The following is a 23,390-nucleotide window of genomic DNA, read 5'->3' as shown; positions in this document are numbered from 1 at the left end:
CATATGCCCGAGCCTACGCCCAACCTTCACGGAGCGAATACGGCTTTTCACAAAGAGGTACGCAACCAGCCACGGTGGAGGGGGCGCACGCCGTCGTGCGCACCGTCACGCGCGCCCCGCGCGCATGCAGAACAACCTGAAGGGCGGACGGATCGCAGCACGAAGGGCATGGAGAAACGACCGGATTGCGACCGCGTCGGGAGCCGGCGTCTCCTCTCGGCAGATCGAGTCAACTGCCCCTGAGAACACGCGACCTGAGCGGACCCTCGCGTCCGCCCGCGCCCGGGGCGAGCGGCGGGGAAGCGCGGCGGGTGTGCGAAGCGGACGCGGAGGGCGCCCGAGCCCCGCGCGCAGGGCGTGCCGCCGGGTGGCCGCGCGCGTCGTTCCCTCACCGGCAGGGGGAACGCCGCTCCCTCACCGACAGGGGCGACGCCGCTACTTCACCGGCAGGTGGTACGCCACCCGGTAGCGATCCGCCGGCACCACCACGTCCGCGGTTTCCACCGGGCGGCCCGAGGCGTAGTAGGTCCGCTGGATGACCAGCACGACATGACCGGGGACGCCGCCGAGCGCGAGCAGTTCCTCCGCGAGGCCGGGACGGGCGCCGACCTCCTCGGTGACGTTGTCCACGATCACGTCGATGGCCGCCATGCGCTCGACGACGCCCATGCCGCCGAGCGGTCCCTCCTCGGGGAGCATCACGGGGGTGCGGCCGGTCAGCGCGAGGGGCTCCCAGGACGTGGAGAGCATCATCGCCTCGCCCGCCTCCCGGAAGACGTACTGCGTGCGCATCACACGGTCGCCCGGCTGGATGCCGAGCCGCTCGGCGATGGCGCCGCTCGCCTCCTGCTGCTCACTGCGCGACTCCCAGGTGCCGCGCACGGAGGCGTCCGTCTGCTCCTGACGGAACGGGGTGGCACCGCTCTGCGGCCGGAACCCCGAGCGGGCCACCCGGCGCGGCACCGGCCGCTCCCGGACGTAGGTGCCCGATCCGGAGCGGCCCTCGACGAGCCCCTCGGCCATCAGGACCTTGCGCGCCTCCAGGGCGACCGTGTCCGATACGCCGTACTCCTCGCGGATGCGGGCCTGGGAGGGGAGGCGTGTGTGCGGCGGCAGCAGCCCGTCGGCGATCTTCTTACGGAGATCACCCGCGACACGCAGATACGCCGGCTGCTCACCGAAAGTCACTGGCTGCTCCCATCAGCTTGTACAGACAGCAACAGCGTGGCAACCGTCGGTTGTGCCACGCAAGCGGAGGCCAGAGAATCACTCGATGTGATGACTCGGTTCGTCCGACGGCTTTACGCAGGCGCTTTCTGCCCCGGTGTGGCCGCCGTCACACTTGTTTTCCGCCGGCCGAGGCCCCTTCTGAACCTGCGCTGTCCCCCGCGTCACGCGACGGAGGAGTCGTGGCCAGCCCCAGAGCCTTGCGTGCGGTGACCGCCGCCCGGCCCTCCAGGAGCGCGCTGCCCCGGTCGTAGTGGACGTAGAAGGTGTCGGCGTCGGCGGCGCCGGCCGCCCTGCCCCACTCCTCGCGGGCCCGGTCCAGGGCCGCCGTCTGGCCGGCGACCGGCCCCTGGGCACCGTCCGGCCAGGAGTGGGCGCGCAGCCGCTGGGTCTGGCCGGCGAGCGCGGTGGCGACCCGCGCCGCCCACTTCCGGTGGCCCGGCAGGTCGTCCTCGACGTATGCGGCGTCGGGAGCGGTGTCCAGGGCCCCGTACAGGACCGCGTCCGCGCGCAGATAGGCGAGCTGGTCGTCGGTGAGGGTGGTGGCGTCGCGGCGCAGCGTGCCGGTGAGGGTGCCCTTCTCGTCGGTGTTGCCGAACATGCAGGTGACCTCGCGGTCGCCGAGGCCCCAGCTCTCCCGGGTGGGGGTGAAGTAGTAGACGTCGACGTCGGCGGGGACCGCCCAGGAGTCCATGGCGTACGCGCTGCGGAGCGCGTAGCACCGGTTGTCGGCGGTCTCGTTGACCGTGTCGTCGCCGGGGAAACGGCCGCCCGGGAGCGTGAAGTTCGCGAAGACCTCGGCCTGGTGCCGCCCGGAGCAGGGCACCTTGTTCACGTCGTACGCCTCGCCCGCGAGCGAACCGCCCGGCGCGTTGAAGCACTCGCCCTTCCGCACGGAGAACGTCACGCCGTTGCCGCGCACCCCGTCCTTGAAGCTCTCCCAGAGATCCTGCGGGCCGCCGGTCGCGAAGGCGGTCACGAACAGGGCGAGTCCGATCGAGGACATCACGATGCCGCCGATCGCGAGCCCCCGGCCGCGTTCGCCGCGCCGCCGGATCTGCACGAGCGCGATCAGTCCCAGGACCAGCCCGATGGCCGGCAGGAAGCAGAGGATGCCGAGGACGAGCGCGGCGATCGCGAGCCCGTTGACGGACGCCGGGCGCTGGTACGGGGAGTACCCCTGCCCCCAGGGCTGGTACGGCAGCCCTGATCCGTACGGCGGCTGGTAGGGACCCTGCGGGTACGGGCCCCCGGGCTGCTGGGGCCCGGGGGGCGGGGGTATGGCCACGGGTACCGCTCCTCGTCCGACACGCGTGCAGAACAGATGTACGACGCGCATCGTAGGTGCGGAAGAAGCGTGGACGGAACGCGGGGCACGCGTACGCCTGCCGGGACGGGGACCGGGACGGGGACCGGGACGGGCCGATGACGGCGCGGGACCGCCCGCGCGGGCGGTCCCGCGGCATCAGCGAGGTCTCTTCGGCCGGAGACAGAAAACGTGGAGGCGCGATCAGAACTGCAGCGCCCAGGAGTCGATCGTCCCGGTGCCGGACGTCGCGTAGTCGCCGACCCTCAGCCGCCAGGTGCCGTTCGCCGTCCGGGACGAGGCGTTCACGGTGTACGTGGTGTTGATGTCGCGCGTGCCGCCACCGGTTCCGAAGGGCTTGAGGAGGTACGCGATGCCGTCCGGCGCGATCAACTGGACCTGGAGGTCACCGATGGCGGTGTGCCGGATGTGCACCTCGACGCCGAGGGACGCGGGGGCCTTGCCGGGGACCCCGGTGACCGTAACCGGCGACTCGACGGTGGAGAAGCCGCGGATCGGGTAGTCCGCGCTGTTCACGAAACGGGGCCGGGGCGGGGGCGGGGCCGGTGTGCCCCCGACGACGTCGAGCAGCCGGGACGGCGATCCGCTTCCCGGGGAGGAGACGACACCGGTGGTCGCGGCGGCCGTCAGTGCGGCGGCGACCTGCGCGGGGGCGGCCCTCGGGTGGTCCGCCAGATAGAGGGCCGCCGCCCCCGTCACATGCGGCGCCGCCATCGACGTACCGGACAGGGTGGCCGTGGCCGTGTCGCTGGAGTTCCAGGTGGACTTGATCGAGGAGCCCGGCGCGAACAGGTCGAGTGCCGGGCCGTAGTTGGAGTAACTCGCGCGCGCGTCGCCCTGCGCGGTGGCACCGACGGTGATCGCCTCGCTCACCCGGGCGGGCGAGGTGCCGGAGGCGTCGTCGTTGCTGTTGCCCGCGGCGACCGCGAAGGTGACGCCCGAGGCGATGGTGTTGCGGACGGCGGTGTCGAGCACGCTGTCGGCGGGGCCGCCGAGGGACATGTTGGCCACGGACGGGCCGCTGTGGTGCTGGGCCACCCAGTCGAGGCCCGCGACGACCTTGTCGGTGGTGCCATAGCCCGAGTCGTCGAGGACGCGGACCGCGACGATCTTCGCCTTCTTGGCGACGCCGTACGCGGCGCCGGCGACCGTGCCCGCGACATGGGTGCCGTGGCCGTTGCCGTCCTGGGCGACGTTGTCGTTGTCGACGGCGTCGTAGCCGTAGGAGGCGCGTCCGCCGAAGTCGCCGTGGGTGACGCGGACCCCGGTGTCGACGATGTAGGCGGTCACGCCCTGGCCCGCCGAGTCGGGGTAGGTGTACCTGCCGTCGAGGGGCAGGTTCTTCTGGTCGATGCGGTCCAGGCCCCAGGAGGGCGGACCGCTCTGGGTGGACGCGATGTGGAAGACGCGGCTCTGGGCGACGGAGGCGACCGCCGGGTCGGCGGCGAACCGCCTCGCGGCGGACGCCGTGCCGTGGATCGCGTAGCCGTTGAGCGCCTTGACATAGGTGTGCCCGATGGTGCAGCCGTACTTCCGGGCAAGGGCCCTGCCACCGTCGGAGTCGGCCCGTGCGACGTCCTTGAGGACGACGATGTAGCTGCCCGGGACGGTGTCCGCCGCGCCCGCGTACCGGACCGTGCCCTCATCGACGGGCGCCGCGTGCGGGGGAGCCGCGGAGACGAGTCCGACGAGCAGGGCCGCCGTGCCGATCCCGGCCAGTCGCCGCCGGGCCTGCCGCATCACTGGCATCCGAGAGTCCTCCTCAACGCGGTGGAACGCTGATGACGCCTCGATGGGTGGTACGGGTGCGCGAGGCGTACGACGGTGCGGGCGCGACGATGGCGAACCCAACACGGGCACCGAGCGGCGATCATGACATACCATTACGAAACAGACAATTACCCTGGCCGCATGACACTGTTGCTGCCGGACTGTTTCTGCCCGGCGGACGGCACCCGCGTGACCGCGGAGTCGCTCGCCTGGTGCTGCCCCGTCTGCCGGGGGCCGCTGGACCTGGACTTCGCGCCGACCCCCGCACCGCTCACGTCCCTCAAAGGACGGGTGAACTCCCTGTGGCGGTACGCGGAGACCCTGCCGCTGGCCGCCCCCACGATCACCCTCGGCGAGGGCCGCACACCGCTCGTGGAGCTGCGGGACGGCATCTGCGGCAAGCTCGACCACCTGATGCCGACCCTGTCCTTCAAGGACCGCGGCGCCGTCCTGCTCGCCGCACTGGCGCAGCGGCTGGGCCCCCGGCGGGTGGTCGCCGACAGCAGCGGCAACGCGGGCGCGTCGATCGCCGCGTACTGCGCCCGGGCCGGTCTGCCGTGCACGGTGTACGTGCCGGAGGGAACCTCCGCCAGGAAACGGGAGCAGATCGACGCGCACGGGGCACGGGTGCGGACGGTCGAGGGCGACCGGGAGGCGGCGGCGCTGGCGGCCCGTCAAGCGGCGGACGAGCCAGGGGTGTTCTACGCCTCCCACGCCTACAACCCGTACTTCCTGCACGGCACCAAGACCTGTGTGCACGAGCTGTGGGAGGACTTCGGGGGCCGGCTCCCGGACGTGCTGGTGCTGCCCGTCGGCAACGGCACCCTGCTGCTGGGCGCGGCCCTGGCCGTCGCCGAGCTGTTCGCGGCGGGCCTGATCGACCGCCGTCCGGCGCTGTACGCGGTGCAGGCGGCGGCCGTCGCACCGCTGGCGCACGCCTGGGAGGAGGGCGCCGAGGACCTGACGGGCGTCGCCCCCACGGCCCCCACGTTCGCCGAGGGCATCGCGATCCCCCGCCCGCCGCGCGCCCGCCAGATCCTGCGCGCGGTCCGCGCCTCGGGCGGCCGGTTCCTGACCGTGACGGAGGATCAGATCCGGCACGCCCAGCGGGACCTGGCGTCCCAGGGCCTGTACGTCGAACCGACGGCGGCGGCCGGCTGGGCGGCGGCACGGGAGGGACTGCTCGAGTCGATCCCGCCGTCCCGGCTCCGCCCGAACGGGGGGATCGCCCCGGTGGTGGTGCCGCTGTGCGGGGCCGGGCTGAAGTCGGGGCCGGCGCAGACCTCGGCGAGCAGGCCGTAGTACTCCGCGGACCGCATCTCGGCGTCGCCCCGGGCCCCCGGCTCGGAGCCGGGGCCGCGCGGCGGCGGCGTCCACGGCCCGGTGCAGTGCGGGCCCGGCCTCGGCGAGCGGGGGCTGGGCGACCAGCAGGGCGGCGGTGCGCGGGTCGGGGCGGTTCCATATCGAGGCGGACGGCGACCGTCTCCTCGGCGGCCACCGCGAGTCGCCGGGCGGCGGTGAGCGCGCTACGGGCGGTCCGCTGCCCCCACGCCGGGCACCTGCCACAGCTCGTGGCGGCCGGCCCCGTGCCCGGACCGCACGATCGCGAACCCGGCGCCCTCGATCGCCGCGCCCCGCAACCGGCCCCCCGGTGACGTCCTTCAGCCTGGCGAGCGGGATGCCCTCTGCCTGCGCAGGCGCGGGAGAGCCACCGTCACCCAGCGCCGGAAACGGGCGAAGGGCGCTTCTGTTGTTAATCCTGGACTTCAGAGGCAGGGTGGGTGACAGTGCCGCACAGTCGACTTTGTCCGGAATGACAGGTGAGAGTCGCGCCTGGAGGGATCATGCCACACGCTCGAACAGGTGGCCGGATCCCGTACGAGGCCGTGCGTACCGCGCAGACCATGCGGACCGCCGGACGAACGACGGACGGGCCCCGCTCCCGGCTGCTCCCGGCGGCCGGCCCGCGCCGCCTGCCCCGGGCCCGGAGCGGGAACCGGCGTTGAGGCTCCTCGGTGGTACCGCGTCCGCCGGCCGCCCCGCTCCCGGCTCGGGGGCGGGGCGCAAGGGGCTGAAGAGCGGTGCGCTGGGTCTGCTCTCCACGGTCATCGTCGGCCTGGCCTCCGCCGGCCCCGCGTACAGCCTCGCGGCCACCCTGGGCCTGATCGTGGCCGGGGTCGGGCTCCAGGCCCCGATCGTCACCGTCCTGGCGTTCGTGCCGATGCTGCTGATCGCGTACGCCTACCGGGAACTGAACGCGAGCAACGCCGACTGCGGCACCGCCTTCACCTGGGCGACCCGCGCCTTCGGGCCGCGCGTCGGCTGGATGGGCGGCTGGGGAATCATCGTCGCCGACCTCCTCTTCATGACCAATGTCGCCGAGATCGCCGGGATCTACGGCTTCCGGCTGCTGGGCCACGAGACCCTGGCGCACAACCGGATGTGGACGACCCTGGCGGGCATCGTCTGGATCGTCGTGATGACCGCGATCTGCTACATCGGCATCGAGCTCTCGGCCGCCGTACAGCGCTGGCTGCTGTGCCTGGAGATCGCGGTGCTCATCCTCTTCGCGGTCACCGCGCTGGTCAGGGTCTACACCAGCGCTCCCCCGACGGCCCTGCACGTGTCCGCCTCCTGGTTCAACCCCTTCGAGGTGCCCTCGGCGAAGGCGCTGACCTCGGGTGTCCTCGCGGCGGTCTTCATCTACTGGGGCTGGGACACCGCCGCCTCCGTCAACGAGGAGACCAAGGACAGCGAGCGCATCCCCGGGCGCGCCATGCTCGTCTCCATTGTGCTGCTCCTGGTCATCTACGGGCTGGTGTCCACGGCGGCGCAGGCGTTCGCCGGAGTCGGGACCTCGGGCATCGGGCTGGGCAACCGTGGCAACGCGGGCGACGTGCTGTCCGGGCTGGGCGACGCCGTCTTCGGCGGCCACGGCGCGGGGCTGTTCCTGTCGCGGCTGCTGATCCTGATGGTGCTGACCTCGGCGCTGGCCTCCACCCAGACCAGCATCCTGCCCCTGGCCCGCACCGTCTTCTCCATGGCGGCCCACAAGGCCGTCCCCTCCCAGCTCGCCCGGATCCACCGCAGGTTCCTCACGCCGACCTGGTCGACCGTCGGCATGGGAGCGCTGTCGATCGCCGTCCTGGTCCTGCTGACCTCGTTCAGCCGGAACATCCTCGCCGACTCGGTCGGCGCGGTCGGTCTCGCGATCACGTTCTACTACGGTCTGACCGGCTTCGCCTGCGTCTGGTACCACCGCAGGGTCTTCACCCGCAGCGCCCGGGACCTCGTCTTCAAGGGCGTGCTGCCGGCACTGGGCGGGCTGATCATGCTCTTCCTGTTCCTCTACGCCGCCTTCGGCGTCTACGCGAACACCCGGTTCGACGGAACCGTCCTCGACCTGCCGCTGATCGGGCGCACGGCCGGGGCCACGGTGGTGGGCCTGGGCGCCCTGCTGCTCGGCTTCCTGCTGATGCTGGTGGTCACCCGGGACCACTCCGCGACCCTGAAACTCCAGCGGAGCCTGCTACCGCGCCGTCTGCCGTCGGTGACCGCCCTGGCCGCGGAGAGCCGCTATCTGCCCGCGGACAGCGGGTCCGGGGTGGGCGGCGACTGGTTCGACGTCATCCCCTTGTCCGGCACCCGGGTCGGCCTGGTCGTCGGGAACGTGCGCGGCGGCGGCCTGCGGGCCGCCGGCTCGATGGGGCGCCTGCGCACGGGCGTACGGGTCCTGGCCCGGCTGGACCTGGCTCCGGACGAACTGCTCACCCATCTCGGCGACCTGGTCAAGCTGACCGCGCGCGAACCGGGACCGGGCCACGAGCGCGGCCACGCCAAGGCGCACACCGACGAGGCCAGGGGCGTGACCTGCCTGTACGCGGTGTACGACCCGGTCTCGGGCCGGTGCAGCCTGGCGCACGCGGGCCAGCCGCTGCTGATGGTGGTCGCGCCGCACACCGGCGTCGCCCACTGTCCACGGCTGCCGCCCGGCCCGCCGCTCGGCATGGCCGGGCCGCCCTACGAGTGCACCGAACTCCAGCTCGGGCCGGGCAGTCTCATCGCCCTGTTCTCGAGCGGGCTCCTCCAGACCGCGGAGAGCCTCGACGCCGGGCTCGCACAGCTCGCCCGGATCCTCACCGAACCCCCTCAACCCCTGCGCGAGCAGAGCGACCGGGTGGTGTCCGCGCTGCTGCCGGGGCCGGTGGACGAGGACGCGACGCTGCTCCTCGTCCGCACCCGGACGCTCGACCAGCGGCAGTTCGCCCAGTGGGAACTGCCCCCCGACCCGGCGGCGGTCGGCGTCATCCGCACCACCGTCGGCAAGCAGCTCGACGAGTGGGGACTCAAGGACCTGGCCTTCACCACCGAACTGGTCCTCAGCGAACTGGTCACCAACGCCATCCGCTACGTCGGAGGACCCATCCTGGTGCGCCTGATCCGCGACCGGACCCTGATCTGCGAGGTCTCCGACACCGGGCACAGCGCCCCCAACCTGCACCACGCCGCCAGCGACGACGAAGGCGGCCGGGGCCTGTTCATCATCGCCCAGATGACCCATCGGTGGGGGACGCGCTACACGCCCACCGGCAAGACCATCTGGGCCGAGCAGCCTCTGCCCCCGGGCCGCTGAGGCCGGGGGCCGGCGCCCGCCTGCCGTACCGGTCCCGGGAGGAGCGGGCACCACGCGCGGAGGGGCCAGGGCGCCATCGCGCCACGGCCCCTCCGAAGGGATCACCGGATCAGGCGGCGGCACCCGTCCCGGCGGCCCGGCGGCGGCGCACCACGAACACGGTTCCGGCGCCGACGGCGACCGCGGCACCGCCCACCAGGGCGACGGTCGGGAGCACCGAGCTGGAGCCGGTCTCCGCGAGCCGGCCCGCGGGGTCGATCGGCTTGTCCCCGGCCGGCTTGACCGGCAGCGGCTTGCTGCCGCCCTGCGGCTTGGATTCGTTGATGCCGCCGGAGGAGGAACCGGCCTTCAGGATCTCGAACTCGTAGTAGCTGTCGTCACTGGAGGTGACGCAGTTGCCCTCGTCGTCGGCGTACATGCCGACGCTGATGGCGAACCCGAGACCGGCCGGGGCCTTCGCGTCCACGGCGAGGCGCAGGTCGATGGAGAAGGACTCCTTGGCCTTGATGCCGGTGTAGCCGAGGTAGCCGGCGCCCTCGTCGTTCTCGTCCAGGGAGATACCGGTCCACTTGCCGGTGTCCGGGTCCTTGTACTGCAGGGTGAGGTGGCTGGTGTCGACGAAGAAGTCCTCCTCGTCGACCTGGGCGGCGAACACACCGAGGTCGACACGCTGATAGGCGTGGCTGCCGGTGTTCTTCACGTTCAGCTTGAATCCGTGGAAGCCGCTGCCCGCGACGATCTTCGACGGCAGGCCGGAGAGGCTGGTCTTGAGGCTGTCGTCGAACTTCAGGTCCTCGCCGTTGCACTCCACCGGGCCCTTCGACGGCGAAGCGGACGTGGTGGTGGACGCCGCCGGGGAGGAAGGGGTACCGGACGGGCTCTGGCTCGCCGGGGTCGTCTCACCGGCGGCGGGGGTCGTCTCACCGGCCGCCGGGGTCGTCTCGCCGGCCGCGGGCGTGGTCTCGCCCGCTGCCGGGGTCGTCTCGCCGGCCGCGGGCGTGGTCTCGGTGGCCCCGGGGTCCGGCGTCTCGTTCGCCGGGGTCGTCTCACCGGCCGTCGGCGTCGGGCTGTCGTCCAAGGCGTAGGCGACGGGGGCCGCGAGCAGAACGGCCGGGGCGAGGGCGGCGGTCGCGGCGGCAAGGGCCAGGGAACGGCGAAGTCTCATGCGAACCTCGAGAACAGAAGGGGCTGCTGGGTACGCAAAGATGACTGCCGGATCGCATAAAGAGTTGCCCAAGGATGCATACTTTTCCCGAGTGTTCTACGTCACATCGCGGCGCCGGTGCGGCCGTAGGACCGGCGTGCGGGCGCGCGGCCGTGCGCTCCGCACCGCACGGTCCACGATCCGGGCACGACACCGATCGCCCGCATGGGCTATAGTCGATCTTGTCGCCGACACCGGAACTCCCGGAAACCGGCCACGCGTTGGTGGTCCAAGGAAAGACGCCCCGCTTCCTGCGGGGAAATGCAGGTGCAAGGCCTGCCCGGCGCTCGCACACGATCCCCACCCGCTCAGGTGGGTGGGGATCGTCGCGTTGTACCTGCTGTTCGGCACGCGGACCGGTCAGCCGGCATCCCGAGACAGAACATCTAGGACGTCATGAGGGAGACCCTGGCGCACAGCGAGCGAGTAGCGCACCGTCTTCCGGCCCGAGGCCGGTGGGCGTGGACGGCAGGCGATCCCAGGGTCTGTCCGGCGGATCACGTGCCCCATGGCAGGTGAGCCCCGGGCAATGATCCGCGGGACGGCCGGGAACGGGTCGTCAGGCCATCGCGAACTCGGCGACGTACTCGTCGAAGGGCTCGATGCCGACTTCGGCGCGGAGTTCGTCCATGCGCTCGGGCTCTTCACAGGGCCACGGAACCGGTGATCCGTCCTTCACGCCGGCGATCCGAGTGCCGTAGACCTGCTTGCGGCCCTCATTGAGCACAGCGACGGATACGCGCTCTCAGGGTGACGGATAGTCGATTTCCCAGTGCCGGTACATCCCGTGGATCCGGTCCTCCTTGTAGCTCTCGTCCTTGTTCGGCGGCGGGCAGAAGCCTGAGATCAGCAGAGTCCTGGTGTTCGGGGAGAAGGACGTGGTGAACTGCGCGGGGGACTTGAACTGCCACGTCGACGGGCAGACGGCGGGAAAGGGCAGGGGGACGACGGCCAGGATCCGGCGGGCGGCGGGCTCCCAGAAGAGGAGCCGCGCGTCCTGCAGGACCGCCGCGACCCGGCCGTCGTCGGCCACCGGCTGGATCGGGCTGCGCCGGGTGCTGACGGTCTTGTCGGCGATGACGGCGCTGAGCACCGGGTGCGGTTGCCCGGGAGCGGCGGCGGCGCTGGGCAGCGGGCTGGTGCGACGGTAGTCCAGCAGCAACGCGTGGCTGAACGAGCCGTAGAGGATACGGTCGTGGCCGACCAGGGCGTTGCCCGTGCCGGGGAAGTACACCTGCCGTTCCATGCGCAGCGTGGCGGCGTTCCAGATGCTCGCACAGGAGTCGAACGCGGCGATCAGTTCGCTGCCGGCGAAGGCCAGGTCGCGGGCGCCGGAGCACTCGTGGGTGCCCTCCAGCCAGTGCGGCGAGAGGCTGCCGCGCAGGTCGTAGACGCCGATCGAGTCCGTCTGCACGGCAAGCAGGCGGCCGGTGCGGTCGATGGCGAGCTGGTCCGGCACGATCAGTCCGGCGGCCAGTGAGACGACGGTCCGGACAGCGCGCCGGACGACCGGGGCGGACGGGTGGGCCGTGTCCACGACGGCGAGTTCACCGCCGGTACTGGCAGCCGCGAGCCACCGCCCGCCGGGGTCGAAGGCGAGCTTGACCACGAGGCCGGTGAGGCCGGTGAGCCGCCGCGGGTCGGAGTGCGCGGACGAGAGGTAGACGTCGCCGTTCTCCGTCCCGTACGCCACGCTGCCGATGCCGGCCGCCACCGAGGTGACCCGTCGCCCTGCCACCGTCCGAGGCAGCGCGTGCAGACGGGGAGCGGCCGTCTGCCGGGCCGGCTCGGCGGGAACGGAGCCGCTGTGGGAGCCGTCCCGGCCGAGCAGGACCACGACCAGAGAGAGGAGTACTCCCGCCGCCACCGCCGAGGCCAGGACGGCGACGAGTGCCCGTCCGCTCACGGCACGCCGAGGGGTCCGCGCCCTCATGACGTCCCGCTCGGCTGTCCTGTCGGGGCACCGCCGCCGACGGGCCTGGTCCAGGCCCCGCTCTGGGGGTTCAGCTCCCAGACGGTCGGGTCGGTGGGCCGGGTCACCGTGGTGAACGGCCGTGTGCCGTCCTGCACGACGACCGTGCGTTTCTCGCCGTCCTCCACCAGGTCGACGGCGAGCTTCCACTGCGCCGCACCGTGCGTGATCCGGGCCGTGACCAGGAAGGTCTCCAGGTCCCCCGCGGTCACGGTGAAGTCGGGCGGCACGCTCTTGCCCGCCTTGTCGTACAGGCCGTGGGGCTGTGGTTTGTCGAGGTCGATGTCCACCGAGTACACCTTCGCCTCGCCCTGGGTACGGCACGCGGTCTCCACGACGTGGGAGACGGGATCACGGGAGACCACCTCGGCCCGCATGCCGGTGATCAGCACCGTGTTCGAACCGCTGTTGGTCACTGTCAGCTGCATGGCCGTCCGGCCCTCGTCCACTCCGCCCCGGGCTCGGGCCCAGCTCCAGAAGCCCGCGCACCCGTCCCGTGGTTCACTGCCGTCGAACCGTGCGGCGGGCACGAGCTGGATGAGATCCTCTTCGGCGTCGAGGCGCATGGGGTCGGTCTCCACGGACAGGGAGACCTTCGACGAGGCGGGCCAAAGGTGCCCCGCTCCCGTGAACACGGCCGTGGCGGCCGCTGCCGCCAGGGTGGTGACGACGGCGGACGCGGCCAGTCCCGGGACGGTGCGCAGCCAGCCCGCCATGCGTGCGCCGGCTCCCGCGGGCGGTGCCGCGCCGTCGTCCGGTGCGGGGGCCGGGGGATCACCGACCGTCGGGGGAGCGTCGCCTGTACTGCCGCCGCCGCTGCCGTTCGACGCAGGCGACTCGCCGTCGCCCCTGGGCTCCGGCTCGGTGTCCGGACCGCCGGCACCGTTGTCTCCCGTGGTGCCGTCCTCTCCCGCGATAGGCGGTAACCCTGCCGACACTCGACCACCCCCCAGAGCCGTTTCTCCGATCCGGACTCAGATGATGCCCGGCTCCCCGTCCTTCACGCCTCGGCCGGCCGGCCGCCGGCCCGGCGCCGGGCCCGGCTTCGTCGCCATGTCGACGAGCGGGCGTCGGAGGCGTGCGCGGCCCGAGTCCGCCGAGGCGGGGCACGGACTCAACGAGGCGCCGAAAGCCACTGGTTCAACCAGCCGAAGGCCGCCGGGTACTCCGCCGACCAGGTGTTGTAGTTGTGACCGCCGCTCGGCAGCGTCAGGGTCCGCACCCGCACGGGCGACGCTGCGGACGCCGATACGAACTCCTCGATGGCCGACACGGGGCTGAACCGGTCCTGACGAGAGGTCGCAAGGAACAGACTGACCCGTGCACGGGCGTGCCGGACCAGGTACGTCGGGCTGTTCACCCGCCGCTCGGCCGAATCCGGGATGACGGATCGGTCGCCGGTGAGCGGGTCGGGGTCGAGGGCCGCGCCCGCGCCGAAGACCTCCGGGTACTGCAGCGGCAGCTTCGCGGAGCAGAAGCCGCCCGTCGAGTACCCCATCACGCCCCAGCCGTGGGGACCGGACAGCGTGCGGAACTTCTGCCGGATGAGGTCCGGCACGTCGGAAGAGAGCCAGGTCGCCACCTTGCGCTGGGGCAGGTCGCTGCAGTCGGTGTCCACGCTGCCGGGGTTGACCACCGGCATGACGAGGATGAACGGGTGCACCTTCCGCTGGTTCAGCAGGTCCAGGAACGCCCCCGGCATTCCGCCGTGCTCCAGCCAGGACTGTGGCGAACCGGGCACCCCGTGCAGGAGCATCAGCACGGGGAAACGCTTCGTGCGGTAGGCGGCCTGGTCGTACTGCGGCGGCGTCCACACCAGCACCTGACCCGAAAGCGCCGAACGCCGCCCGTGGAAGTAGGTGTCGAGGACCCCCTCCTGGGTGGCGTGGTTGAACCTGGCGCGGGATATCGGCGGTCCGGGCATCGCGACCGCGTTGCCGTTGTTCGTGTTTCCGAGGAGATCGGACCATGAGGCGTACAGGCCGTAGCTGTTGTTGATCCACGTCGCCACGACACAGATGGCCGTCAGCTGGCACACGCCGATCATCACACCGTGCATCAGCCAGCGCACGACCTTCGGTCCGCGCACCCGGGACCACAGGGCGATCGTGCCGATCACCGCGACCACGACCGCGACCACGAGCACCGCGAAGAAGGACGTTCCGGTCAGAGCCACACGGCCACCCCCTGCAACCAGGTTGAGAACAAAGCGGGCGATCCCGTCCACTCTTTCAAGATCGCACCCTCTGTGCAGCGTACTGGGACATCACAAGGCCCGGATCAGCGCCGCGTTGCGCACCGGCGGTCACACCGTCGGCTTCCTCGGCGACGGGGTCGACGGCGTGTCCGCGCCGTGGGCGGCCGACGTCGGCATCGCCCCGCGCGGCGCCACCGACGTGGCCCGGGAGCGTGCCGACGTGGTGCTCGCCGAGAAGGACCTCACCGCCATCGACCACGCCATCTGGGCAGGCCGGCACAGCGGCGGCAACATCGCCGCGTATCTGCGCATCACCCTGTCGTCCAACGTCGGCAACGTCATCGCGATGCTCGCCGCCGGTCTTCTGCCGCCCTTCATGCCGACGCTCCCGGCGCAGGTGCCGGCGCAGAACCTGTGCTTCGCCACGGCGCGGCTCGCCTTCGCCTACGACGCCCCCCACCCGGCCCTGCTGCGCCGCCCGGCCGCGCTCGACCCGCGTGCCCTGCTCGTCGGTCCGGTGCTGCCGGCCTCCCCGCTCGGCCCGCTGCTCGGCCTCACCGCGCTCCCGTTGGACTATTACCTGCTTCTCACCCTCGTGCTCGCGCTGCACGCCGCCGGGCTCGCCCTCGCCCGCACACGCCACGAACGGAATCCGCTCGACGGGAACAATCCACAACAAGCCGGGTGATTCCTGGCACTGATCCGGCTGCCGGCGCCGCAAGAACGACCAGCACGAGCAGGGCGCTTCGGGTGGCCTGTCCGGTTTCTTGCCCGCCTGTAGTACCTTCCGCGGCCGGAGCCGTCCCGCCGCGCGGGGTCCTCGGCTCCACCCCTCGCGCACCTGGAAACGAAGGCCGGCCGATGTCCGTTCTGACCTATCCCGAAGCCGTGGGCGTCGGGCTGCTGCAAGGCGTCACCGAGCTGTTCCCCGTCTCCAGCCTGGGGCACAGCATCCTGATACCCGCACTGCTCGGCGGGCACTGGAAACACGACCTGGACGTCTCCGCCGACGGGTCCCTCTACCTCAACGAGCTGGTCGGCCTCCACCTGGCCACCGCGCTCGCGCTCGTCGTCTACTTCCGGCGGGACTGGGTGCGCATCGTCCGTGGACTGTTCACGTCGATCACCCAGCGCCGCGTCGAGACCGTGGACCAGCGGCTCGCCTGGCTGATCGTCACCGCCTGCGTCCCGGTCGCGGTCGCCGGCGTCGCGCTCGACAAGGTGTTCCGCACCACGCTCGGCAAGCCCGTCCCCACCGCGATCTTCCTGGCGCTCAACGGCATCGTGCTCTTCGTCACCGAGCAGCTGCGGCGCGGCGGGTCCGGCCGCAGGCGGGCCGGGGCCGCCGTCGCCCCCGGGGAGGAACATCTGTCGGCGGACGAGCAGTCGGACCTGCGGATCACCCGGATGACCATCCGCCAGGCCGTGACGATCGGCGCCGCCCAGATCCTCGCCCTCTTCCCCGGCATCAGCCGCTCCGGCTCCACCATCAGCGCCGGCATCTTCAAGGGCCTCAACCACGAGGACTCCGCCCGCTTCGCGTTCCTGCTCGCCACGCCGGTCATCGGCGGCGCCGCGCTGCTCAAGCTGCCGCCGCTGCTCGGGCCGCAGGGCAACGGCCTGCGCGGTCCGCTGCTGGCGGGCAGCGTGGCCGCGTTCGTGGCGGCCTACCTCGCCACGCGCTTCCTCGTCCGCTACTTCGAGAACCGCACCCTCATCCCGTTCGCCGTCTACTGCTCGGTGGCGGGCCTGGGCAGCCTCGCGTACTTCACGCTGGCGTGACGGAATCCCTGGCCTGAAGTCCAGGGATTCCGGCCTCACGTCGTCTGCCCCTTCCGGGTGCTTCCTGCTTCGACGCGCTGCGCCGGGACTTTCGTCCCGGTCTTACCGGCGCTCCGCAGGCGTTTGGCGTCTTTGCCCGTCAGGCGGCGACGATACGGCGTCCTTCGAAGAGGACGTCACGGGCTGCGTTGTGGTCGCGGTCGTGCACCGTACCGCACCGGCCGCACGTCCACTCCCGGACGTGCAGGGGTTTGGGGCCGTCGCCAAATCCACAGGCCGAGCAGACCTGGGAGGACGGAAAGGCGCGGTCCGCCTTGGCGAAGGTGCGGCCGCCGTGCCTGACCGCCTTGTCCTCCAGCATGCCGACGAACGCTCTGTCCCCGAAGGGGATGCCGGGCTCACGGTCGTACGAACTGCGTCTCGGCGGCGCTGACGTCGGCGGCCGGGACGGGCGCCGGCCGGCGGGCGGTGTCGCTGACCTTGATCAGGACGGCGACCAGCAGCCAGTTGGCGACCATGGACGAGCCGCCCTGGGCGAGGAACGGCAGGGCCTTGCCGGTGAGCGGGATCAGCCCGGTGACACCGCCGCACACGACGAAGACCTGCAGCATGAGCGCCGCGGCCAGACCGCCGGCGAGCAGTTTGCCGAACGGGTCGGTGACCGTGAGGGCCGTCCGCAGGCCGCGCTCGGCGAGCAGCGCGTAGAGCAGGATGACGACCGTGACGCCGGTCAGGCCCAGTTCCTCGCCGACCGTGGTGAGGATGAAGTCGCTGCGCCCGGCGAAGCCGATGAGCTCCGGGTGGCCCTGGCCGAGGCCGGTGCCGAGGATGCCGCCCGAGCCGAAGCTGAACAGGGCCTGGGCGGCCTGGTCCGAGATCAGTCCCGCCGGGCGCTTGTCGGGCGGCAGAAAGATGTCCATGGGATGCAGCCAGGCGACGACACGGCCGTGCACGTGCGGTTCGAAGGAACCGACGACGAAGGCGCCGACGGCGAACATCGCGACGCCGAACACCACCCAACCGGTGCGCTCGGTCGCGATGTACAGCATGATCACGAACAGGCCGAAGAAGATCAGCGAGGTGCCGAGGTCCCGTTCGAAGATCAGGACGAGCAGGCTGAGGATCCACACGGCCGCGACCGGACCGAGCTGTCGCCCACGCGGCAGGTACATACCCATCAGGCGCCGGCCGGCGAGCGCGAGGGCGTCCCTGCGGAGCGTCAGGTATCCGGCGAAGAAGACCACGATGATGATCTTCACGAACTCGCCGGGCTGGAAGGACAGCGGCCCGATGAAGATCCACCGCTTGGCGCCGTAGACGTCGCCGGGATAGAAGGCCGGCGCCATCAGCAGGACGAGTCCCACGGTGATCGTGACGTACGGATAGCGCTGCAGCCTGCGGTGGTCCCTGAGCAGGGCCACCGCCCCGGCGAACACCACCACGGCGATGCCGCACCACATCAACTGCCCGGACGCCGCGGCCGTCGCGTGACGGTAGTGGGTCGTGTAGGCGAGGTCGAGCCGGTGTATGAGGACGAGCCCCAGACCGCTGAGCAGGGTGGCAGGCGGCAGGATCAGCGGATCGGCGTGGGGCGCGAACCGGCGTACGGTGACATGGCACACCAGGGGCAGCACGACCGCCGCCAGGCACGTCAGCGCCATACTCGGCGGCAGCTTGCCGCTGACGGCGAGGGCCGTCTCGGCATAGCCGTAGCAGCAGATGAGGACCGCGCCGAGCAGGAGGACCAGCTCCAGGTTCCGGTCGCTCAGGCGTCCTGACCGGCTCGGCCGCACGGCCGGTTGCGCCGGTCCACGCCGACCCATCATGCCTTCCCCCTCGATCGGGTCCACCCCCTTCGAATCCCGGTACGGGACCCGGCCAACATAGTTATATGGTTGCGCAACAAAGCAACTGAACTGTAACCGGAGCCAGGTAAGAGGAAGGTCGACGTGGCGGCACACAGGAAGGGGCGCCACAAGGCGTGGACGGTGGCGATCGGGGTGAGCGTGGTCCTGGCGCTCGTAAGCTATCTCGCCGTCCGGTTCATCCGCCCGGCGCCTTCCGATGAGTGCACGGCGCACGGCCCGGACGGCACGACGGTCACGCTCGACCTGGACCAGGCGTTCCACGCCGCGACCATCGCGGCCGTGGCCCACGCGCGCGGCCTGCCGGAACGGGCCGTCACCATCGCCCTGGCGACCGCGATCCAGGAATCCAAACTCCACAATCTCACCTACGGGGACCGGGATTCCCTCGGTCTGTTCCAGCAGCGTCCGTCCGAGGGCTGGGGCAGCCCCGCACAGATCCGCGACCCCGTCTACGCGTCGGGCAGGTTCTTCGGCGCGCTGGTCAAGGTGCCGGACTACCTCGGCCTGCCGGTCACCGTCGCCGCGCAGCGGGTCCAGCACAGCGGCTACCCGCAGGCGTACGCCCAGCACGAGGACATGGCGACGACACTGGCCGACGTACTGACGGGGCGGCAGGGACCGGCACTGAGCTGCACGGTGAGCGGGGCCGATCCGACCCCCTCCGACGCAGGGAGCGGTGCGACGGGCGCCGTGAGCGAGGCCGGCGACGGCGCCGGCGTAGCGGCAGCCGTCCGGCGGGAGTTCGGCGACGCGCCGGCCGCCCTGCCTGCGATCGGCGGCAGCGGCGTCAGTTACCCGATTGCGACCGATCAGGCTTCCACGGGCTGGTCCCTCGCCCTGTGGCTGGTCTGCCACGCCACCGAACTGCACGCCACGTCCGTGACGTTCGAGGGCCGGCGCTGGAGCAGCACCGCCTCGGACCGGGGCTGGACGCACACCGCACCCGGTCCCGGGCGGACCGGGATGTTGGCGGTGGCACTGGGTTAGGCCCGCACGGGCCGCTGGACCTTTATCGACTGAAGGAGCCCCACTGCCATCCACACGGCGAACATGGAGGAGCCGCCGTAGGAGACGAACGGCAGCGGAATGCCCGCCACCGGCATGATGCCGAGGGACATGCCGATGTTCTCGAAGGACTGGAAGGAGAACCAGGCGACGATCCCGGCGGCGACGATCGTGCTGTACAGCTCGGTCGACTCGCGCGCGATCCGGCAGGCCCGCCACAGGATGACCCCGATCAGCGCGATGATCAGCCCGCCGCCGACGAAGCCCAGCTCCTCCCCCGCGACCGTGAAGACGAAGTCCGTCTGTTGCTCCGGCACGAACTGCCCCGTGGTCTGCGCCCCGTGGAAGAGCCCCTGCCCGGTCAGGCCGCCGGAGCCGATGGCGATGCGGGCCTGGTTGGTGTTGTAACCGACACCGGACGGGTCCAGGCCCGGGTCGGCGAAGGCGGCGAAGCGATTGATCTGGTACTGGTCCAGCACATGCAGCTGCCACACCGCGACCGCGCCGACGGCCCCCACGGTGAGCAGCCCGAAGATCCACCAGTTGGACGCGCCTGAGGCGAGCAGGACGCCGAGGATCGTGACGGCCATCACCATCGTGGAACCGAGGTCCGGCATCATCAACACGACCGTGATCGGTACGGCGGCCAGCCCCAGCGCCTGGATCACGGTGCGGCTGTCGGGATACGTCCGGTCGCCCGCGTCGACCCGGGCCGACAGCAGCATCGCCATGCCCAGGACGATCGAGACCTTCACGAACTCCGAGGGCTGGAGCGAGAATCCGCCGCCCAGCACAATCCAGTTGCGGTTGCCGTTGATGGTGGCACCGAGCGGGGTGAGCACCAGCAGCACACCGAGGACAAAGACGCCGTAGAGGACCGGCACGGCGTTGCGCAGGGCGCGATGGCCCACCCACAGGATGCCGATCATCAGCACGAACCCGATACCGAGGTTCGTCAGGTGCCGGACCAGGAAGTAGTACGGGTCCCCCTGGTTGATCGTGGTGCGGTTGCGCGTCGCGGAGTAGACGAGCAGCGAGCCGATGAACGACAGCGCGAGCGCCGACAGCAGTATCGGCCAGTCCAGCCGGCGCACCGGCGAGTCCCGCGCAAGAAGCCGCGTCCACCGGGACCGCTCGGGCCCGTACCCCGAGACGGAGAAGCTCTTCACGCTGGTCACCTCAGCTGCCTCCGGCAGTCCGGCTGTCCGTGCCGGACATCATAGCTGCGCACTTGCGTAAGACAGCAAATGAAACGGCCGACGTGTCGGTCCTACGAGACCGGGACGGCGAGGAGCAGCTCGGTGCTGTGCCGGCGGCGATGCCGCGGCCTCCGTGGCGGCCCGGGAAAAGAGCCTCTGTGATTCTCTGAAGTTGGAGAACACCACCACTTTCAGCCCATTCTCGGCGGCGTCCTCGACGATCTCGCGCAGCCGGTCCAGCTTGGCCGACTTCTCGGGGCGCGCGTACGCCGCTCTGCGCATCGCCATGAAATTGCCGGCGCTCACGGCCTCGCGGTAGGCATCTTCGTCCGACGCGCTCAGCTCCTCCCACTCGTCCGTCTGCTGGAGCGCGAGCAGTTCGGTCAGGACATCCTGCGGGTTGCGGCGTAGTTCCTCGCAGGTCAGGCCGTTTGTCCACGTCCAATCAGACGTTGAAGCGGAACATCGACGCCTCGGCTGTGACCTGCGGTGACCGTCCCATCCGGGACACGATCCAGCAGCGATCAAGCATGCGGTCGAGTCGGCGCCAGCGCCCATCCGGAACCCGCCCTTCACCATCCCTGTCCGGCCATGGCACGGGCGAATCGAGGCGCCCAGCCATGACGGCAGCCGCAGATGCACCCGCATGCCTGCACGCTTCCGCCGGTACCACCGGCAGTCCGGAACCCGCAAGGCGGGACGGGGTCGGGAGGACGCCGTACGCTGCCACTGCACGGCCCACGGGACCCGGCGTCGGCCGGTGACCGAGCGCATCGGAGGCGATTGCCCTGCTCACGTTGGATCTGCACCCGATCTTCCGCAACAACCGCGACATCGACCTCGCGCTGCGCCAGACCCTCTTCAAGGCCGCCGCCACCGGGGTCGACGTCGTACAGATCATCCCAGGCAAGGGGACGGGCCAGCTGAAGAAGCGGGTGCTGGCCTTGCTGGCGCAGAAGCACATCAAGAAGCTCTACGTCCGCGTGGAGACCGACGCGACCAACGCCGGCCGGGTCCTGGTCCACCTTCGATGACTCCGCCGGCGGACGCGACGGGCACCAGCCTGGCCGTGGCCACCTCACACGCGAACATCTGCAACCGGCACGTGCGCATGGCGTCGGCAGATGCCGTCGTTATTTCAGGTGACGCCATATGAACCAGCCCAACGGTCATGTCATGCGGGGAACTTGACCGTCTTGTCGGCGGACTCGGCCGGCTCCTCCCGGCGGCGCTTGAGGGACGGCAGCGCGGGCGGGGTGAGGAAGCCCTCGGCACGGGCGCTGGCGATGCCGATGCGCGGGAGGTCGCGGCTTTTGGCGAACAGCAGGAAGCGGGGCTCCCAGACCGGCCGGTACTTGGCGTTGGCGCGGTAGAGGGACTCGATCTGCCACCAACGTGAGAAGAAAGTGAGGATCGAACGCCACAGCCGCAGGAAGGGCCCGGCACCGAGGCGGGTGCCGCGCTCGAAGACCGAGCGGAACATCGCGAAGTTCAGCGACACCCGCTCGACGCCGAGCTCTTGGGCTCGCAGGAGCAGCTCGACGACCATGAACTCCATCAGGCCGTTCTCGGAGTCGCGGTCCCGGCGCATCAGGTCCAGGGACAGGCCCTGCTCGCCCCACGGCACGAAGCTGAGCAGCGCCCGTGGCCGGTCGTCGCCGTCCCGGCACTCCAGCATTGCGCAGCGCCCGTCGCCCGGGTCGCCGAGGCGGCCCAGCGCCATGGAGAAACCGCGCTCGGTCGCGCCGTCGCGCCACTGGTCGGCCAGCTCGATCAGGGTGGCCATCTCGTTGTCCGGGATGTCCTCGTGGCGGCGGATGCGCACGGTGTAACCGGCTCGGCGGACCCGGTTGTGAGCCTGCCGTACGACGCGCATCGCGCGGCCTTCGAGAGTGAAGTCGGCGACGTCGACGATGGCCTCGTCGCCCAGCTCCAGGGCGTCCAGGCCGTGCCGGGCGTAGATCGTGCCGGCCTCCTCGCTGGCGCCCATCACGGCCGGTGTCCAGGCGTGCCGGCGGGCCTCAGCGAGCCACGCATCGATGGCGCCGGGCCAGGCCTCGGGGTCGCCGATCGGGTCGCCGGAGGCGAGGCTGACCGCGCCGACGGCGCGGTAGGTGATGGCGGCCTTGCCGGTCGGGGACCAGATGACGGCTTTGTCGCGGCGCAGCGCGAAGTAGCCGAGGGAGTCACGGGCGCCGTACTTGTCCAGCAGGGCGCGCAGCCGCTGCTCGTCCTCGGCGGTCTGCAGCTCGCGGCCGCGCGGGGAGCGGAAGCAGGCGTACAGGACGAGCAGGAAGGTCGCGGCGATCAGGACGTTGATGACGATGTCCACCCAGCGCGGGGCGTGCACGGCGTCGACGCGGTCGGCGAGGGGGCCGACGCTGACGCCGCGCAGCAGCGTGTAGGCAATCTTGTCGAACAGCGTGGCGTCGTGCAGCTTGTTGGTGGCGCTGACCAGCAGGGTGCCGATCGTGCCGCTCACCAGGATGCCGCCCGCGAAGACCGCCACCGCCAGCTTCGGGTTGGTCCGGTCGCCGACGGCGATGAACTCCTGGCGCCCGATCAGCAGCGCGGCCACGAACAGGCCGGTGAGCAGGGCGGAGACCCAGTTGAAGACGTGCTTGTTGTACGGGTCCTGGGTGAGCGCGAGGACGTACAGCGCGAACAGCGGGCCCGCGAGAAGCACGTTGAGAACCCACGCGGCCCGTTTCCTGCGCCGCATCACCAGGGCGAGGAAAATGGCGAGCACGGCTGACACGAGACCCGCGGTGGTCAGGTACGGCGTGAAGAACGCCCCCGCGTGGTGCAGGTGGTGCCGTTGGCCTGCGTAGATCCGGCCGGTGTTGTGCTCGTTCACCTCCCGCCGGAACGGCACCGACAGTACCGCGACTATGTTGAGCACGGCGACCAGCCGCAGGTACCACACAGTGGTGGCGGCGGCGCGGGCGCGCAGCTTCGGCCCAGGTGTGGGGAGCGGCGACTTACGGCGCGGGCCGCGCTGCGAGGGGATGAGGACGGACTGCTGAGCGGGCATGGTGACACGTCACCTTGAGGTCTGCCGGCGGGACCGGCGCGGTCGGGAACGGGCAGCCGGACGTGCGGTACGTCGCGGGCCCACGTCGCTGACCCTATGACCTGTAGGGTAACTGAGAATCCGGAGACGTACTGGAATGCGTGTGCGGCGGCTTACTCCGGTCTTACTCGGG

The 23,390-nt window shown here is 71.2% G+C and carries 17 protein-coding genes and 2 pseudogenes; 6 read left to right on the top strand and 13 right to left on the bottom strand.

Annotated features, from left to right (window positions below):
* Nucleotides 1-435 precede the first annotated feature (435 nt).
* From ACWD5Q_RS02015 to ACWD5Q_RS02005, 3 genes are all read right to left on the bottom strand, one after another.
* Nucleotides 436-1,188 (bottom strand): GntR family transcriptional regulator, encoded by a 753-nt coding sequence (locus tag ACWD5Q_RS02015; RefSeq protein WP_451425044.1) that lies wholly within the window; start codon nucleotides 1,186-1,188, stop codon nucleotides 436-438.
* Nucleotides 1,189-1,336: 148 nt separating this feature from the next.
* Nucleotides 1,337-2,515 (bottom strand): DUF4190 domain-containing protein, encoded by a 1,179-nt coding sequence (locus ACWD5Q_RS02010; protein WP_451425043.1) that lies wholly within the window; start codon nucleotides 2,513-2,515, stop codon nucleotides 1,337-1,339.
* Between the two features lie 222 nt (nucleotides 2,516-2,737).
* Entirely contained in the window at nucleotides 2,738-4,303 is a 1,566-nt protein-coding gene (locus tag ACWD5Q_RS02005) for a S8 family peptidase (RefSeq protein ID WP_451425042.1), read from the bottom strand.
* Between the two features lie 162 nt (nucleotides 4,304-4,465).
* Here ACWD5Q_RS02005 and ACWD5Q_RS02000 point away from each other — a divergent pair, with 162 nt between their 5' ends.
* Both ACWD5Q_RS02000 and ACWD5Q_RS01995 read left to right on the top strand, forming a co-directional pair.
* Nucleotides 4,466-5,626 carry a pyridoxal-phosphate dependent enzyme gene (locus ACWD5Q_RS02000; protein ID WP_451425041.1) on the top strand — a complete coding sequence of 387 codons (1,161 nt, stop codon included), beginning with the start codon at nucleotides 4,466-4,468 and terminating at the stop codon, nucleotides 5,624-5,626.
* 700 nt (nucleotides 5,627-6,326) lie between these two features.
* Nucleotides 6,327-8,957 carry an amino acid permease gene (locus ACWD5Q_RS01995; protein ID WP_451425040.1) on the top strand — a complete coding sequence of 877 codons (2,631 nt, stop codon included), beginning with the start codon at nucleotides 6,327-6,329 and terminating at the stop codon, nucleotides 8,955-8,957.
* Between the two features lie 109 nt (nucleotides 8,958-9,066).
* On the opposite strand, the gene ACWD5Q_RS01990 is transcribed toward ACWD5Q_RS01995, so the two are convergent.
* From ACWD5Q_RS01990 to ACWD5Q_RS01970, 5 genes and pseudogenes are all read right to left on the bottom strand, one after another.
* Nucleotides 9,067-10,122: a hypothetical protein gene (locus ACWD5Q_RS01990; protein ID WP_451425039.1), complete on the bottom strand. Its 1,056-nt coding sequence runs from the start codon at nucleotides 10,120-10,122 to the stop codon at nucleotides 9,067-9,069.
* Nucleotides 10,123-10,720: 598 nt separating this feature from the next.
* Nucleotides 10,721-10,888: pseudogene (locus tag ACWD5Q_RS01985) on the bottom strand (DUF6624 domain-containing protein); the annotation flags it as partial.
* Between the two features lie 18 nt (nucleotides 10,889-10,906).
* The gene (locus tag ACWD5Q_RS01980; protein ID WP_451425038.1) at nucleotides 10,907-12,067 is read right to left on the bottom strand and encodes a hypothetical protein; all 1,161 of its coding nucleotides are present in this window, start codon (nucleotides 12,065-12,067) and stop codon (nucleotides 10,907-10,909) included.
* Nucleotides 12,068-12,090: 23 nt separating this feature from the next.
* Nucleotides 12,091-13,071 (bottom strand): hypothetical protein, encoded by a 981-nt coding sequence (locus ACWD5Q_RS01975; RefSeq protein WP_451425037.1) that lies wholly within the window; start codon nucleotides 13,069-13,071, stop codon nucleotides 12,091-12,093.
* Nucleotides 13,072-13,247: 176 nt separating this feature from the next.
* Nucleotides 13,248-14,309: an alpha/beta hydrolase gene (locus tag ACWD5Q_RS01970; RefSeq protein ID WP_451425036.1), complete on the bottom strand. Its 1,062-nt coding sequence runs from the start codon at nucleotides 14,307-14,309 to the stop codon at nucleotides 13,248-13,250.
* A 115-nt stretch (nucleotides 14,310-14,424) separates the two neighbouring features.
* On the opposite strand from ACWD5Q_RS01970, the gene ACWD5Q_RS01965 reads away from it, so the two are divergent.
* Together ACWD5Q_RS01965 and ACWD5Q_RS01960 are read left to right on the top strand one after the other, a co-directional pair.
* Nucleotides 14,425-15,018, top strand: a complete 594-nt coding sequence (locus ACWD5Q_RS01965) for a hypothetical protein (RefSeq protein ID WP_451425035.1) — start codon at nucleotides 14,425-14,427, stop codon at nucleotides 15,016-15,018.
* A gap of 173 nt (nucleotides 15,019-15,191) precedes the next feature.
* Nucleotides 15,192-16,112, top strand: a complete 921-nt coding sequence (locus ACWD5Q_RS01960; RefSeq protein WP_451425034.1) for an undecaprenyl-diphosphate phosphatase — start codon at nucleotides 15,192-15,194, stop codon at nucleotides 16,110-16,112.
* Between the two features lie 139 nt (nucleotides 16,113-16,251).
* Here the strand turns inward: ACWD5Q_RS01960 and ACWD5Q_RS01955 are convergent, their stop codons facing one another.
* Nucleotides 16,252-16,473, bottom strand: coding sequence for a zinc ribbon domain-containing protein (locus tag ACWD5Q_RS01955; RefSeq protein WP_451425033.1), 222 nt, complete (start codon nucleotides 16,471-16,473; stop codon nucleotides 16,252-16,254).
* 37 nt (nucleotides 16,474-16,510) lie between these two features.
* Nucleotides 16,511-17,935, bottom strand: coding sequence for an FtsW/RodA/SpoVE family cell cycle protein (locus ACWD5Q_RS01950; protein WP_451425185.1), 1,425 nt, complete (start codon nucleotides 17,933-17,935; stop codon nucleotides 16,511-16,513).
* Nucleotides 17,936-18,061: 126 nt separating this feature from the next.
* Between ACWD5Q_RS01950 and ACWD5Q_RS01945 the strand changes: the two genes are divergently transcribed.
* Nucleotides 18,062-18,967: a heavy metal transporter gene (locus ACWD5Q_RS01945; protein WP_451425032.1), complete on the top strand. Its 906-nt coding sequence runs from the start codon at nucleotides 18,062-18,064 to the stop codon at nucleotides 18,965-18,967.
* Here ACWD5Q_RS01945 and rodA read toward each other — a convergent pair.
* A complete protein-coding gene (rodA, locus tag ACWD5Q_RS01940; RefSeq protein ID WP_451425031.1) occupies nucleotides 18,964-20,163 on the bottom strand; it encodes a rod shape-determining protein RodA in 1,200 nt (399 codons plus the stop codon). The two genes, ACWD5Q_RS01945 and rodA, sit on opposite strands and share 4 nt — an antisense overlap.
* Before the next feature lie 183 nt (nucleotides 20,164-20,346).
* Nucleotides 20,347-20,595 (bottom strand): annotated as a pseudogene (locus ACWD5Q_RS01935) (ATP-dependent helicase); the annotation flags it as partial.
* A gap of 386 nt (nucleotides 20,596-20,981) precedes the next feature.
* Here ACWD5Q_RS01935 and ACWD5Q_RS01930 point away from each other — a divergent pair.
* Nucleotides 20,982-21,218 carry a Smr/MutS family protein gene (locus ACWD5Q_RS01930; RefSeq protein ID WP_451425030.1) on the top strand — a complete coding sequence of 79 codons (237 nt, stop codon included), beginning with the start codon at nucleotides 20,982-20,984 and terminating at the stop codon, nucleotides 21,216-21,218.
* Between the two features lie 140 nt (nucleotides 21,219-21,358).
* Here the strand turns inward: ACWD5Q_RS01930 and ACWD5Q_RS01925 are convergent, their stop codons facing one another.
* Nucleotides 21,359-23,218: a phosphatidylglycerol lysyltransferase domain-containing protein gene (locus ACWD5Q_RS01925; protein WP_451425029.1), complete on the bottom strand. Its 1,860-nt coding sequence runs from the start codon at nucleotides 23,216-23,218 to the stop codon at nucleotides 21,359-21,361.
* Between the last annotated feature and the right edge of the window lie 172 nt (nucleotides 23,219-23,390).

Source organism: Streptomyces sp. NPDC002513 (assembly GCF_053595355.1).
The sequence above is the reverse complement of the archived record's forward strand: the minus strand, read 5'-3'. Positions and strand labels throughout refer to the sequence as shown.

What these genes read in the sequence shown, in the direction of transcription:
- ACWD5Q_RS02005 (WP_451425042.1), bottom strand. Translation starts at nt 4,303, where the DNA reads ATGCCAGTGATGCGGCAGGCCCGGCGGCGACTGGCCGGGATCGGCACG.
- ACWD5Q_RS02000 (WP_451425041.1), top strand. Translation starts at nt 4,466, where the DNA reads ATGACACTGTTGCTGCCGGACTGTTTCTGCCCGGCGGACGGCACCCGC.
- ACWD5Q_RS01990 (WP_451425039.1), bottom strand. Translation starts at nt 10,122, where the DNA reads ATGAGACTTCGCCGTTCCCTGGCCCTTGCCGCCGCGACCGCCGCCCTC.
- ACWD5Q_RS01960 (WP_451425034.1), top strand. Translation starts at nt 15,192, where the DNA reads ATGTCCGTTCTGACCTATCCCGAAGCCGTGGGCGTCGGGCTGCTGCAA.
- ACWD5Q_RS01955 (WP_451425033.1), bottom strand. Translation starts at nt 16,473, where the DNA reads ATGCTGGAGGACAAGGCGGTCAGGCACGGCGGCCGCACCTTCGCCAAG.
- ACWD5Q_RS01950 (WP_451425185.1), bottom strand. Translation starts at nt 17,935, where the DNA reads ATGGGTCGGCGTGGACCGGCGCAACCGGCCGTGCGGCCGAGCCGGTCA.
- ACWD5Q_RS01925 (WP_451425029.1), bottom strand. Translation starts at nt 23,218, where the DNA reads ATGCCCGCTCAGCAGTCCGTCCTCATCCCCTCGCAGCGCGGCCCGCGC.